At 61.6% G+C, this 14,613-nt stretch carries 10 protein-coding genes; 3 read left to right on the forward strand and 7 right to left on the reverse strand.

Features of this window, described 5'->3' with window-relative positions; translation table 11 throughout:
* Positions 1-166: 166 nt before the first annotated feature.
* Together AC4LE2_RS07780 and AC4LE2_RS07785 are read left to right on the forward strand one after the other, a co-directional pair.
* Positions 167-1,303 (forward strand): MFS transporter, encoded by a 1,137-nt coding sequence (locus AC4LE2_RS07780; RefSeq protein WP_491825208.1) that lies wholly within the window; start codon positions 167-169, stop codon positions 1,301-1,303.
* Positions 1,304-1,705: 402 nt separating this feature from the next.
* On the forward strand, positions 1,706-2,938 hold the full coding sequence (locus AC4LE2_RS07785; RefSeq protein ID WP_491825209.1) for a hypothetical protein: 1,233 nt from the start codon (positions 1,706-1,708) through the stop codon (positions 2,936-2,938).
* 42 nt (positions 2,939-2,980) lie between these two features.
* Here the strand turns inward: AC4LE2_RS07785 and AC4LE2_RS07790 are convergent, their stop codons facing one another.
* The 4 genes from AC4LE2_RS07790 to AC4LE2_RS07805 are packed head-to-tail and all read right to left on the reverse strand — an operon-like array spanning position 2,981 to position 8,632.
* A complete protein-coding gene (locus AC4LE2_RS07790; RefSeq protein WP_491825210.1) occupies positions 2,981-3,283 on the reverse strand; it encodes a protealysin inhibitor emfourin in 303 nt (100 codons plus the stop codon).
* Between the two features lie 28 nt (positions 3,284-3,311).
* Positions 3,312-4,373, reverse strand: a complete 1,062-nt coding sequence (locus AC4LE2_RS07795) for a M4 family metallopeptidase (protein WP_491825211.1) — start codon at positions 4,371-4,373, stop codon at positions 3,312-3,314.
* Positions 4,374-4,406: 33 nt separating this feature from the next.
* Positions 4,407-7,499, reverse strand: coding sequence for a multidrug efflux RND transporter permease subunit (locus tag AC4LE2_RS07800; protein WP_491825212.1), 3,093 nt, complete (start codon positions 7,497-7,499; stop codon positions 4,407-4,409).
* Positions 7,496-8,632, reverse strand: a complete 1,137-nt coding sequence (locus AC4LE2_RS07805) for an efflux RND transporter periplasmic adaptor subunit (RefSeq protein WP_491828082.1) — start codon at positions 8,630-8,632, stop codon at positions 7,496-7,498. The genes AC4LE2_RS07800 and AC4LE2_RS07805 overlap by 4 nt, the downstream gene beginning before the upstream one ends.
* A 479-nt stretch (positions 8,633-9,111) precedes the next feature.
* On the opposite strand from AC4LE2_RS07805, the gene AC4LE2_RS07810 reads away from it, so the two are divergent.
* Positions 9,112-9,765 carry a S1 family serine peptidase gene (locus AC4LE2_RS07810; protein ID WP_491825213.1) on the forward strand — a complete coding sequence of 218 codons (654 nt, stop codon included), beginning with the start codon at positions 9,112-9,114 and terminating at the stop codon, positions 9,763-9,765.
* Positions 9,766-9,793: 28 nt separating this feature from the next.
* Here AC4LE2_RS07810 and AC4LE2_RS07815 read toward each other — a convergent pair whose 3' ends face one another.
* From AC4LE2_RS07815 to AC4LE2_RS07825, 3 genes are read right to left on the reverse strand one after another with little or no spacing between them, the layout of a single operon-like run.
* Positions 9,794-10,981, reverse strand: coding sequence for an HlyD family type I secretion periplasmic adaptor subunit (locus tag AC4LE2_RS07815; RefSeq protein ID WP_491825214.1), 1,188 nt, complete (start codon positions 10,979-10,981; stop codon positions 9,794-9,796).
* Positions 10,978-13,137 (reverse strand): type I secretion system permease/ATPase, encoded by a 2,160-nt coding sequence (locus tag AC4LE2_RS07820; RefSeq protein ID WP_491825215.1) that lies wholly within the window; start codon positions 13,135-13,137, stop codon positions 10,978-10,980. The genes AC4LE2_RS07815 and AC4LE2_RS07820 overlap by 4 nt, the downstream gene beginning before the upstream one ends.
* A complete protein-coding gene (locus AC4LE2_RS07825) occupies positions 13,134-14,567 on the reverse strand; it encodes a TolC family outer membrane protein (protein ID WP_491825216.1) in 1,434 nt (477 codons plus the stop codon). The genes AC4LE2_RS07820 and AC4LE2_RS07825 overlap by 4 nt, the downstream gene beginning before the upstream one ends.
* Positions 14,568-14,613 lie beyond the last annotated feature (46 nt).

A 14,613-nucleotide genomic window follows, 5' to 3' on the forward strand; every position in this document is an offset into this window, starting at 1 on the left:
CAGCACCTTACCTTAGGTGTTGCACTTGGTCACTGAGACCGCCGGTCTTTACTAGAACTCTTACGATTTTTTTCTAATTTTGGGGGTGGTTTTGAATAAACAATCAGGCTTTGAAATGATATAAAACGGACAGTCTCGCTATTTTTTATGGGCACTGGCAGCAACTGTGTTTTTTGTCGGAGCCAGTGAGTTCATGCTATCTGCGATGCTTGGAACTCTGGCTAAAGCTTACGAGGCTTCAACAGTTGCAGTATCGTGGTTAGTGTTTAGCTATGCATTAGCATATTCCATCGCAGCGCCAATTTGTGGATATCTCGCTGACAGGTCTAATCGTCGAACAATGTTGCTTGTTTCATTGATTGCATTTTGTGTCGATGCTCTTGCTATAGCGTTTGCGCCTAATTTATATATCGCTATCATATTGCGCGTATTTGGCGGTGTTGCTTCCGCTATAATTATTCCAAACGCATTCGCATTAGTATCGGAGCTCACTCCCAAGGAAGCTCACGCCAAATCAATGGGTTTGGTTATGCTAGGCATGACTTTTGGTATTGCTTTAGGTCCAGCTATAGCAGGCACATTAACAGAGTTGAGCAGTTGGAGAGCGCCTTTTGTAGTTGTGGCGTTAGGCTGCATATGTGCATTCACATTTGTAAGGTCTTGTATTCCAATTAACTATAAAATCCTTGAGCTCGAGGATGGCGCTAATGTGCTTTTTAAACGGGACTGGTATAGCAATGTCATGGTTTTAAGGCCGTTGCTAGCAAAAGGTATCTGGAATGGAAGTGGGGTCGCTGGTTTTCTACTGGTGGGGCAGACGCTTCAAGAAAATTATGGTTTGGGCGTCGCTTATACAGGAGTCGTGATAACGGTATTTGGCTTGGGGCTTGGTGCGGGTAATCTATTGGCTCCGTTTCTTCAGAAGCTCTTTTCCGATGAAGAAAGTGTATTGGTTTTGCTATCCATCACCTTGCTTCTTTCAGTTTGCTTGTTTTTTGCATCGCTATCATCAGTATATTTTTCATTGCTAATGCTGTTTTTTTGGGGAGCCGGACTAGGAGCTGGAGCGCCCTGTAGCACTTCTATCTTGGTTCGGCGATCCGGGCAGAGTAAAGGCGAGGTTTTATCTTTTGCTGAAACCCTTAATAATGTTGTAATACTTCTCGTTTTTCCCGTGTCAGCATATATTCTTGAGAGGCAAAACTACGGGCTATTGTCTTTTATTTTTGGGGTATTGTTAATCACAAGCACTGTTCTGTGCTTTATTGACGCTCGTGTCGTAAGGAATAAAGCTAAGGTGTAGTGTTTTGCATAATTTTGGTATTTGTCATGGTGAGACTAGCCCTCCAGCTTTAGTGCCACTGCCTAGTTCGTTGGCCCTTGGGGTTGATATCAATTTCTGCTGCTTCAGTTGATGCCGGTTGATCTTTCAACTTGCAGCAGACTTTACTGGGCTGGCGAACCACCGGGCTGGCGACCCACCGGGCTGGCGACCCACCGGGCTGGCGACCCACCGGGCTGGCGACCCAGCTTACTGGTGGTCGTAAATGGGGATTCCGTGCGTGACTGGCCGTGGCTAACCGCCCACGCCGGTTTTAACGCAGCACCCTAGAGTGCCAATCCATTCGTATAGAGCCTAGCGCTTGGAACCCTTTCCCGCCCCACACCACTCATCCCCCTTGAGGCATGGGCCAAGAGGTGTGGAATGTCTATTAGTCGACTGACCAAATTAGGGTTGGGCAACCTGCTAACCACGGGTTCTCAAGCCGTAAACAAGATTCGCACGTCGGCCTCCCAGCATCAGATCAATACGCAGTCACTAAAATGGCTCAGTGATACCGCGTCTTCAGTGGGTAAGCACATTCTCTCTAGCATCGCGGATGACAAGCTGTTCGCGCTGGGCCGCGACAGGTTCGGTATGCCAGCATTCATGGAGCGAGGAGAGACCCACAAGCCCGTCTTGAACTTCCAGCGAGGGCACAACGACGACCTCGACTTGCACAGCGTCGAGATGGAAGGCTCCAAGGGCTACTATCCCTGGGCGTCTGCCCCCAACGCTAAGGGGCCTAGCACAGTGCCGACGCAGGCCAGGCAGGCTAGTAGCGAAGAAACGCTGCCCCCTCTACCACCACGCCGTAACAGCGTTCCATTGACGTCGACCGGGGCATCGTGGGCTAATCCCAACCATGCAAACACAGGCACTCACGTGCCTCAGCGCCCTGTTTCTCCTGCGCCTGCCAGCTTCAGACCCCAGGCACCTGTTCGGTCGATGTCACTGCCGTTGGGTGCCCCAACGTTCGCGCCCCAGCCCCTACCTACCGCGCCTTTGGCACGTAATAAGGGCGTGGCCGCAGTGGCCTACCAGCGGGCCACGCCACGTCTAAGGCAACTCGCGCAGCGGCTACAGCGCAATTTACAAAAGCATCTATCCTCTACACCGGCTGAAGGCGTGGGCAGTACGCTCGAACAGCTAACCGCACTCACCCAGGCCCAAACCGCGACGCGGCGGCAGTATGACGAGGCCTTTGGCAGGGATTTCCAACGGCTGGAGAACGACGGCAAAACCCCTCACCAAAAGAACAACTGCTTTTTCATTTCTGCTCAGCAAATTGCACACATGGCGGCTACGGGTAGCGCTCAGGGCATACCCGATGCAGCAGTCATCGAAAGCTTCCGCATTGCCAGGGAGGAGGGCGAAGAGAAGCCAGACCAAATGGTGCTAGCGAGCGGCACGCTGGCTAAACGGTTCGTGGATAACCTCAATTACGGTAAGCCGCCCCATGAGCAGATTCGCATTCATGTGATTCAAGTGTCGGCGGGTCATGTGACCGACGAGGTGGTGGGCTCGAAACACCCGGACGCCAAGGAAAGCTTTATGGTCGACATGGGCGGCCACTTCGAAGCGCTGGCCGTGAATCCACGTAGAAATTCGATGTAGGGGTGGCGGTAGGGCCTGAGCGCCCTGACGCCACAGAGCCCGTTAGCCGGTAACGTGCCGCCTTACACACTGCACCAACCCCTGCAGCGGGCCCTCCACCGGCGCAGGCACGCATACAGTGTGTTCACGCTCGCCTTCGCTCACGGTGAGGGTGTAATGCTGGGCACCGCGCGCACTGCGTGGCGGCTGCTGGGTGGCAGGCAGCGCAAAGAAGCGTGACGCCTCCACCAATTGACGCAACTCCTGCTGGTCGGGAGCGGGGAGGCTGTTGACTTCCAGCGTACGGGGTTTGCTCAAGCCGGGGAAGAACGCCACGCCGCCGGTTTCGCAGTAGGAGATGCGCATGCTGAAGCCCTCAGTCAGAAGGAAGCCATCATACCTTAATGCCCACCGCCGCCCAGCCGGCTTTGACCGCCTTCTGGGCCTTATCCCCGGTGCCATACAGGCGCCCGGCCACATCGTGGGTGATGCGGGCAAACCGCAAAAAACCGGTGTTGGGCCGCAGCCTGGAATCACGTAGCGCTTCGTACCAGATGCGCCCCGCCTGTTCCCAGGCGTACCCGCCGATGCGCGTGGCGACCTGGTAGAAGGCATGGTTGGGAATGCCCGAATTGATGTGTACGCCGCCGTTGTCATCGAAGGTGTGCACAAAGTCGTCCATATGGCCCGGCTGGGGGTCTTTGCCCAGCACGGCGTCATCGAAGGCCGTGCCAGGGGCCTTCATGGAGCGCAACGCCACGCCCTTGATCTTTTTGGTAAACAGACCCTTGCCGATGAGCCAGTCGGCATCTTCAGCGGTTTGCTGGGTGGCGTATTGCTTAATGAGCGAACCGAACACATCGGACATGGATTCGTTGAGCGCGCCGGACTGGTTGAAATACATCAATTTGGCTTCGTCTTCGGTCACGCCATGGGCCAGTTCATGGCCGATCACGTCCAGAGCAATGGTGAAGCGGTTGAACAACTGCCCGTCGCCGTCCCCGAACACCATCTGTGCGGAGTTCCAGAAGGCATTGTTGTAGCCCTTGCCAAAATGAACGGTCGCGTCCAATGCCATGCCCGCGTCGTCGATGGAGTTACGGTCGAACACCTCGGCAAAGAAATCGAACGTGGCCCCCAGCCCGTCGTAGGCTTCGTCCACTGCGGGGTCGCCGCTGACCGGCTGGCCTTCGCCGCGCACCAAGGTGCCGGGCAATACTTCGCTGCCATCGGCGGTGTAGATCGAGCGCCGTTTGCCCACCACCCCAGTGGCCGTCAACGGCGCAGCGGGGCGGCTGGCGCGCGCGGTCATGCGCAGTGAGCGGAAGGTGCTGTCCTTGGCCCGCGTGCGCAAAGCCGCTTCGCGTTGCTGTGCGGTGCCGTGGCGCACGATCTGATCGAGCAGGTACGGCGGAATCAGGCAGAAGATGGGGTGACGTGGGTGGCGCTCACACATAAGGGCTCTCCGCTAAGGTGCATCCTAGAGAGTCTAGACCATCACCTGATTCGCGCTGGCGCGGCGGCGATGAAACAGCCGCTCAAGCTGCAAGTAGATGATCGGCGTGGTGAACAGCGTCAGTACCTGGCTCACCATCAACCCGCCCACCACCGCGATCCCCAGGGGTTGGCGCAACTCGGCACCGGCGCCATAGCCGATCATCAACGGCACCGCGCCCAGCAGCGCCGCCAGGGTAGTCATCACGATAGGCCGGAGCCGGGCCAGGCACGCCTGATGAATCGCCTCACGCGGGCTAAGGCCCTGGTTGCGCTGGGCGTCCAGGGCGAAGTCGATGAGCAGAATGCCGTTTTTCTTCACGATGCCGATCAGCAGCACCAAGCCGATAAGCGCCATGATCGAAAAGCTCTGGCCGCAGGCCCATAGCAGTACCAGCGCGCCCAGGCCTGCGGAGGGCAGGGTGGAAATGATCGTCAGCGGATGTACCAGGCTTTCGTACAGCACCCCCAGGATGATGTACACCGCCACCAGCGCTGCGAGGATCAGCCATGGCTGGCTCGCCAGGGAGCTTCGGAACGCCTGCGCCGCGCCTTGGAAGGTGCCGGTAAGGCTGGCGGGCATGCCAATGTCGCGCTCGGTGCGCTCCAGCAGGGCCACTGCGTCGCCAAGCGCTACGCCGCGGGCCAGGTTGAAGGAGAGGTTGGCCGCCGGGAACATACCGTCATGGGCAATAGACAAGGGCCCGCTTTTTGGCGCGCCTACATGGGCCAGTGCGGCCAGTGGAATCATCTCTGCAGTCAAGGGTGAGCGCAGGTAGAAGTAGTCCAGGCTCTGCGCCTTGCCCCGCTGCGCGGCGTCCAGCTCAAGGATGACTTTGTATTGGTTGGTACTGGTCTGGAATTCATTGACCTGACGCTGACCGAAGGCGTCATACAGCGCCTGGTCCACATCGTTGGCGGTCACCCCGAAGCGCGCCGCCGCCGCCCGGTCGATGTCGATGGGGGTAATGCTGCCGCCCAGCTGCAGGTCATTGGAGAGGTCACGGAAGGCCGGCTGGCCACGTAGCGCATCGGTCAGGCGCTGCGCCCACAGGTTGAGCGCGTCGCCATCGTTGCTCTTGAGTACGTACTGATACTGGCTGCGGCTGGGCCCGGAGCTTAAGTTGATGTCCTGGCCGGCACGCAGGTACAGCACCACGCCGGGCACCTTCGCCAACTGTGGGCGAATCCGGTCGATGAACTGGCTCACGTCCACATCGCGGTCTTCCCGTGGCTTGAGGGAGATCCAGAAGCGGCCGTTGGCCACAGTCTGATTACTGCCGCTGACCCCTACCGAATGTGAGTAGGTACGCACCGCAGGGTCGGCCGCGATGATCTTGGCCAGCGCCAGGTGCTTGGCGACCATGTCCCCATAGGAGGTGTCGGCCGCCGCTTCGCTGGTACCGCCCACGAAGCCTGTGTCCTGCACCGGGAAAAACCCTTTGGGGATAAACACGTAGCCTGCAATGGCCAGGGCCAGCGACACCCCGAACACCCCCAGCATCAGCCCTTGGTGGTCCAGCGCCTTGCGCAACCAGCGGTCATAGCCGGCCTGAAGGCGGTCGGCAATGTTGCGTTTGCCGGGCTCGGGGTGCTTGGGCGCGTTCATGAACAAGGCCGCCAGGGTAGGTGCCAAGGTCAGGGACACCACCACCGACAGCAGGATGGTCGCGGTGGCGGTGAGGGCGAACTCTTTGAACAGGCGGCCCACCACGCCCCCCATGAACAGCAGGGGAATGAACGCGGCGATCAGCGAAAAGCTGATGGACACCACCGTGAAACCGATCTCGGCGCTGCCCTTGATCGCAGCCTCGCGGCGGGCCAGGCCTTGCTCCAGGTAGCGGTGAATGTTCTCGACCACCACGATGGCATCGTCCACCACGAACCCCACGGCAATGACGATCGCCACCAAGGTGAGGTTGTTGAGGCTAAAGCCCAGCAGGTACATCACCGCAAAGCTTGCCACCAGCGATACGCCCAGTACCGCGCACACGATCAAGGTGGCGGACACCTGGCGCAGGAACAGCGCCATGACCGCGATCACCAAGGCGATAGCGATCAGCAGCGTCAGCTCCACTTCATGTAACGAGGCCCGGATTGTCTGCGTGCGGTCATTGAGCACGGTGACCTGGACGGAGGCGGGTAACAGCGCTTGGAGGCCGGGCAGGGCGGCCTGGATACGTTCTACGGTGTCGACGATATTGGCGCCTGGCTGGCGGGCGATGGACAGGTTTACGCCGGGGCGGTCTTCCGACCAGGCCTGCACGTAATCGTTTTCGGCGCCAGCCACCACGTTGGCCACGTCCTTCACGCGCACCGGAGCGCCGTCCCGGTAAGCCACGATCAAGTCTGCATAGCCCTCCGGCGTGAACAGTTGGTCATTGGCGGAGAGGGTGGAAATCTGCGTGTCGCCGTACAACGCCCCTTTGGCCAGGTTAAGGCTGCTGGCCTGCAGCGCCTGGCGCAGGTCGGCCAGGGTGATGCCCAAGGCCGCGAGTGTGTCTGCCTGGGCCTGCACGCGCACGGCCGGACGCTGCTGACCGGTGATGTTCACCTGGCCCACGCCATCGATCTGGCTGATCTGCCGCGCCAGGAGGGTTTCTACCTGATCGCTCAGCTCCGGCCCGGTGAGCTGGGTGGAGCTGATCCCTAGAATCAACACCGGGCTGTCGGCTGGGTTGACCTTGCGCCAAGTGGGCAGGTTGGGCAGGTCCTGGGGCAAGCGGCCAGCGGCCGTATTGATGGCGGCCTGTACCTCTTGGGCGGCGCTGTCGATGTTCTTGTCCAGGGTGAACATCAAGGTGAGGATGGTCGAGCCCAGGGCACTGGTGGAGGTCATCTGGCTGATGCCAGGGATGGCGCTGAATTGGACCTCCAACGGCGTGGCGACCGATGACGCCATGGTGTCGGGGCTGGCGCCGGGCAACTGCGCCATCACCTGGATGGTCGGGAATTCCGCTTGCGGCAGCGGCGCCACGGGCAGGCGTGTAAACGCCATGACGCCTAGCAGCACCAAGGCGAACATTAACAGGAGGGTGGCGATGGGGTGGTCGATACACCACGCTGACGGCCCGCGCCCGGCCTTCATGGTTGTGCGCCCTCGGCGGCCTGGGCACGGGGCTCCGGCGCAAGCACCTCTACGGTAGTGCCTGGGGTGAGCCGGGACTGACCGTCGCTGACCAGCGTGTCATTGGCGGCCACCCCTTCTAGCACGCTATGGGTTGAGGTGTGGTCCACCACCTTCACCGGCACGCTCTGCGCCCGGCCATCGCGCACCCGATACACAAACGTGCCCTCCAGCCCGCGCTGCACCACGGCGTTGGGAACCACCAAGGCGCCATGCCGCAGCAGGGTTTGCAGCCGTACGTTAACCAGTTGCCCAGGCCACAGGCGTTGATCGCCGTTGCTGAACCGCGCCTTCACCTTCACGGTGCCGGTGGTGCTGGACACGTGGTTATCAATCAGGCTCAAGTGCCCCTCGCTCAAGGGCTCGCGACCCTCCAGGTCACCCCCGGCGTAGGCCACCACCGGCGCCGGGTTGGCGCCTTTGAGTAACCTTTGCAGCAGCGGCAGTTGCGCTTGAGGTACCGCGAACTGCACAGCGATGGGGTCGATCTGGGTCACGCTGAACAGGCCTTGGGCGTCGCTTACCCGTAACAGGTTGCCCTCGTCCACGGCACGAATGCCAACCCGGCCGGAGAGCGGCGAGCGGATCTGCGTATAAGAAAGCGCTACCTGGGCAGCCTCCACCGCAGCCTCGTTGCCCTGCAAAGTGGCCTGCAGTTGGTCGCGCAGGGCTTGTTGCTGGTCCAATTGCTGACGAGAGATGCTGCGATCCTCTGCCAAGGTGGTGTAGCGCTTGAGGTCGATGCCCGCGCCTTTGAGTTGGGCGCGGGTGTGTGCCGCCATGGCAGTGGCCTGGGCGAGGCTGGCACGAAGGGCGCGGTCATCGATGCTCGCCAGCAGTTGGCCTTTTTCCACGAACTGCCCCTCCTTGACCCAGAGCCGGGTAAGGATGCCGTCTACCTGCGCACGCACGGTAACGCTTTGCCACGGCGTCACGGTACCGATGGCCGTCAACTGCTGTGGTACATCGGCAACGGCCACCTGTACGACCCTCACCGGTACCGGGCCGCTCTTGGTCATGGCTGCTGGAACCGGGGCGGGGCGGGCCAACCAGGCGGCTGTCGCAACGAGCACTAGCACGACGGCGCCGGCCATGGAGAGCCGAGTGGACTTCTGACGGGGCAAACGCAAGCTCAGGGGCATGAGTTGGGCTACGAAAAAGGCTACGCGGTAATGGCCTGGCTATATCGCCAGTGACCGAAGTAAGCGCGATGGTAATCGAGCGTCACTACGCCGCATAGGGAAGAACATCACCAGGCGGTGAGGCTGAAGCGGCGCACAGGCCGGAGTTAACACGTAAAACCTACGGGTTGCCCATGACCGTTCGGCTGGATCCGAATAAAAAACGATCATCCTCTTATTTGCTGGATCCATTAAGCAATTTTGTAGTTTCGCTCTAAAGCGCTCTAAATCAAGGGTTGCAGCGTGTTTATTAGCGCGCTAAAAAATAACATTCAAAAAATATAGGGATCCATAATTTAGTGCGGCTGGATCCAGACCGCCGGTGCTGGTGGAAGTGATGGCGTACTGACATATTCGCCACCATCTTATCAATCAATCATCTGGCATCAATTATGTTTATCTATAAGATCGTTTCTTTCCTCACCGCTTGTGTGTTGCTTAGCGGGTGCAACGGCATCCCTACCGCCTACCTTAACGACCCCGTGTACGACCATGCCTTCGTGGTGCATTCCGGCGGCCCACTGCCCTTGATGCTGATGGGCAGCGCGGTGCAGTGGAACGATGACTACGCCGTAACCGTCAAGCATGTGCCTTATTTGCCCAATGCGGTGTACCAGGGGCGGGGCGATGTGCAGTTTTTCCGTCACAAGGCTGACCGCGCACCACTGTGGCGCCAATACGTACCCGGTGAGACCCTCACCGCTGTTGGCTACAACTCGTTGTACGTGCCCATCGCGGGCACAGGCCAGGCGCTGCCTGCCATGGTGCGCCTCAGCACGACCGACAACGTGCTGTATGCCACCCATACCGGCCCCACAGGCAAAGGCATGTCGGGCGGGCCCGTGTTTGCGGCAGACGGTGATGCCGTGGGTATCAACGTGGCTTACCTCACCCGAGGTGACCTTGAGGGCCTCAAGCGCCCCGACCTGGCAAGCCAACCGAGGGTGAGCATCTTTATGCCCTACAGGGAGATCGCCCAGGAATGGCAGCGTTTCCAGGCTCAGCAAGGGCTGGAGAAGCCCATCGCGCAATTGGCAGTCAAGTAAAGGCCTACGAGCCCGCCACAGGTTAGCCCTAGCGCTCTCTGAGTGCCTCACCGGCCCGGTTCAAGGGCTTGAGCAGATAGGCCAGCACCGTCTTGGCGCCGGTACGGATGTCCACGCTGGCGATCATCCCAGGCACGATCGGGAAGGTTTTGCCCGCCTTGTTGAGTAAGGCGTCATGGGCGGTGCGGATGTACACGCGGTAATAGAAGACCTCGGGTTTGGCTTCGTCTTGGAGGGTATCGGGGGAAATATTGACCACAGTGCCGTCCAGGCTGCCGTAAATCGCGTAGTCATAGGCGGTGATCTTCACCTTGGCGGCTTGACCTGGGTGGATGAATGCAATGTCGCGGGGCGCGACCCGCGTCTCGATTAACAGGCGGTCGTCCATCGGCACAATCTGCATCAACTGGCCATTGGGGGGTACCACGCCACCCAAGGTAGTGACCTTGATGTCCTTGACCACGCCGCGCACCGGCGAGCGCAGGGTCAGGCGCGCCAACGAGTCGGCACGCCCACGGATCACCTGGGCCAGGCTGTCAGCCTCGGCACTGGCCTTGGCCAATTCTTCCCGCGCCCGCACCACGTACTCGGAGCGGGCTTCGCTGGCCTTAAGCTCAAGCTCCGAGCGTTGGCGGTTGAGGCGGATGACTTCCACCCGGCTGGAGGCACCGATCTTGGCCAGGTTTTCGGTAATGGCCAGTTCGCTACGCACCAGTTTCAGTGAATCATTGATGCCGTTGAGGGTAGCCTCCAGGCCCCGTCTGCGGCTGGTGTACAGTTGGGTTTCCCTACGAATCAGGTCGGGTGAGCCGTCCAGCGCCGCTGGAAAACTCAGCGGCTGGTCACTGGCCTCGGCGCGCAGCCGGGCCATGCTGGCCGTGGCGGCCCGGTAGCGCGCCTCGCTTTCGCCTACGTTGGATTCATTTTTAGTGGGGTCCAGTTGGGCGAGCACATCGCCACGCTCTACGACGTCGCCCTCAGCCACGTTCAAGCTGGCGATGATCCCGCCTTCTAGCGACTGAATCACTTGCTCGCGTGAGCTGGGCACTACTTTGCCGGTGCCGTTGGACACTTCCACCACCTCGAAGGTGGCCGCCCAGGCAATGAAGGCCGCGAGCATCACGGCAGTGACGGCCACCACGCGGCTGGCGCGGACGAGGGCGCGGTCGTCGGTGCCGTCCAGGTACGCGGGTGTAGCAGGGGTCAAGAGTTTCATGCCTGCGGCCCTCCGGTGTGGCGCAGCCGGGCGAGGGCGGCGTCACGTGCGTCGTCTAGCAGAATGCGGCCGTTGTCCACCACGATCACCCGTTCCACGAGTTGCAGCACGCTGGCGCGATGGGTCGCCACCACCAGGGTACGGCCTCGGCTCCAGTTGGCCAGGTCGTCCAGCAATTTGCGTTCGGTTACGTCATCCAGGGCGGCGGTGGGTTCGTCCAGCAACAGCACCTGCGGCTGGCGAATCAGCAGCCGGGCCAGCAACAGGCTCTGCCGTTGGCCGCCGCTGAGCCCCAACCCGCCCTCATGTAACAGGTGATCCAGGCCTTTGGGCAACTGGCGTACGAACTCCAGGGCACCCGTGGCGGCCAGCGCGGCAATCAGCTCCTGATCCGTGGCCAAGGCCGCACCCAGGGTGAGGTTCTCGCGCAGCGTGCCGTGAAACAGCCGAGCCTGTTGCAGCAACAGGCCTACGTCGCGCCGCAGGTCGGCCGGGTCCAAGTGGGCGAGGGCAATGCCGTCGAGGGTGAGGTCGCCGGTGGCAATGTCCATGTTGCCTGCCAGGGCGTGCAGCAGGGTGGACTTACCCGCACCGTTGCGGCCCAGGATAGCGATGCGTTCACCGGGGCGGATGTGCAGCTGATCCACCGTCAAGGCCACGGGGGCCTCAGGGCTGTAGCGAAAACTGGCCTGTGCCAGGTGATAGTCCCCGCGGATCGCCGCCACGTGAACCCGGCTGCTGCCTTCGGGGTGGTCGGTCGGCAGGCGCATCAGGCGGTCTAGCCCTTGCAGGGCCACCTTGGCCTGTTGCCAGCGGGTGAGCACATGGGTGAGCTGCGCCATGGGCGCCATCATGCGCGAGGCCAGCATCGACAAGGCCACCAGGCTACCGGTGGTGATGTCGCCGCCTATGACCATGGGCGCGCCTACCACGATCACCACCGCGAACACCGCGTTCTGTACGTTCTGGGTCCAGGTCACCAGGCTGTTGGTGAGCCCGCGCAGTTGCAGGCTGCTTTGCGCAGAGGCGGCGTTATAGCGATTCCATTGCTGTTCGAAACGCTGCTCGGCCTGCAAGCCCTTGAGGTCGTCCAGCCCCTGGATGCTCTCTACCAGCATCGCATTGCGCAGCGCTGCCTCGCGCAGGTTGGCATTGGCCAGCCGTGCCAGGCGACGCTGACACAGCACACCGGGAATCACCATGGCCAGCAAGGCTACCAGCGGAATGGCCACCAAGGGCCCGCCGATGAAGAAGAACACCCCTGCGAACAGGAAGAAAAACGGCACATCGGCCAAGGCCGTCGCGGTGCTGGAGGTGATCAGGTCGCGAATCTGTTCCAGCTCACGCAACTGCGCGATGAACGAACCGGTGGAGCGCGGGCGCACCGAGTTGCGCAGGCGCAGGGCGTGGCTGTACACCAGGTCCGAGACCCGCAAGTCTGCACGCTTGCCGAGCAGGTCGGTGATCCGCAGGCGCATCAGCCGCATCACGAAATCAAAGGTCACCGCCAGCATCACGCCGCTGAACAGCACGTACAGGGTGGGCAAGGACTCAGCGGGAATCACCCGGTCGTACACCTGCATGGAGAACAGCACCCCGGCCATGCCCAGCACGTTGGCCACCAGCGACGCCAGCATGACTTGGCCGTAAGGCCGCAGATCGCGCAACACGACCCGGCGAAACCAGTGTTCGTCGTAAGGCGGCACATGCTCGTCGGTACGGGCGTCCGCCAGCGGTCGGCTGGGCCGCAACACCAGCAGGCGGCGTACCTCGCCCGGTAAGTCGGCCAGGGCCAAGCGGCTTTGCAGGCCTTGATCGCCACTGAAGGCCACGGCCACTTCACCCTCCGCGCCAAGACTCAGGGCCACGCCGACCTGGCCGTCGTTAAGCTCCACCACCAAGGGGAGGCGCCACCGGCTGAGCAGGCGCACATCCACGGCGCTGAATTTGGCGGTGAGGCCGGCCTGTCGGGCCATCTGCCGTACCACCTGCTCCAACGGCTGGTCCCGGTAAAGCGAGGCCAGGCGCACGCTCTCGGGCGATACATCCAGCCGGTAATGCCGGGCCACCAGCAAAATGGCGTCTGCCCAGGGGGTGTAGTCCAAGGGCGGCGGGGTGCCTGTGGCGGCGGGGGCCATCGGGTTTACGTCGGTCATGGCAGCACCTGCACCCCTTGTACGTTACGGCCTTCCAGGCCAAAGGCGCGGCGCATGCCGCCGCTGTTGTACAGGCAGTCCACCTGGAGCCGACGCAGGTCGGCGTGGGTATTGGTGAGGTCGAAGCGCGCCTGGTAAATCTCTTGCTCGGCGTTGAGCAAATCCAACAGGGGCCGGGTGCCCAGCTCCAGGTATTGGTGGCCGTACAGCTCGCGCGCCTGGGAAATATTGACCTGCCGCTGCTCCAGCGCGGCCAGGCGATTGCCCAGGCTTAGGGTTTGCACGCGGGCTTCGGCCATGCCCTGGCGCGCCTGCAACCGGGCCGCGTCCTCGGCGGCATCGGCGGCGGTCAAGGCATAGGCCGCGCCACGGCTGCGCGCGCTGGTAGCGCCGCCTTGATAAATAGGCACTTCAACGTTGAGGTAGATGCCGGCCTGGGTGCGGTCCAGGTAGGGGTTGTTTTCGTTGTAGCCGTTGTCCAGGTAATGGTTGAGCGTAGGCTCCAGCGATACCGTAGGGAACGCTTGGGCGCGCGCCTGGGCCAGCTCCGCCTGAGCCTGGTTGCGTTGCGCGAACGCGGCCAGTACCGCAGGCAGGGTGTCGCCGGCGGGCTCGCTTACCTGGCAAGCGTCGCGCAGGGCCAGCGGGTAGGCGTCGCTGCCGTCGGGGGTGGTGGCACGGCCCAGCAGGTTGGCCAGGGTGGTTTGCCAGCGCGCATACGCGGCGCGGTACTCCTGCAAGGTGGCGCGGCCACCGTCTACCCTGGACTGCGCTTGCACCACGTCCGAGCGGGTACTGGCGCCCATGTCACTGCGTTGTTGGGCCAGCTCCACAATGCGCCCCAGCCCTTGTACCTGGTCTTCGGCAATGGCCTGAAGCGCCCGGTAGCGGTGCATTTCGAGGTAGGCGTAGGCGGTATCGCGGGCCACCTGGTCAAGCGTCAGCAACAGTTGCGCTTGTGCCTGGGCCGCCCTGGCACGGGCCGTGTCTACCGCGCTGCGCACCTTGCCGAAGTCATAGAGCATCTGCTTGAGCGACAGGCTCAGGGACTGGCTGCCGCGTTCGCCGTTATAGCCGCTGTCCACCCCGGCCTTCAGGCCACCACTGACTTGAGGCCGGTAGCCGGCTTCGGCCACATTGATGGCTTCGCCCTGTTGGTAGAGCTGGCCCACCGCTTGCGCGATGCTGGGGTGCCACTCCACGGCCAGGCGCACGGCTTCGGTCAGGTCAAAGGTAGGCTCGGTGATGGGCGAGCGCAGCGCCAGGCCAGGGCGTGGCACTTGGCTGCCCTGGCGGTCCGGGTGAGGGCTGATACGCAGCAACGCGGGGTCAACCTCAGGTGGCGCCGCCTGGGCAGGGTACTGCGTGACCAGCAGCGCCAACGCCAGCAAAGCTGACGGGCGCGAACATCCTTTTATCCTTCGATTCACTGCTATCCCTTACTGATGACGCGTTCAGCGCATGGCCAGGCGGTTA

The sequence above is a fragment of the Pseudomonas sp. 9.3L genome (assembly GCF_058536285.1).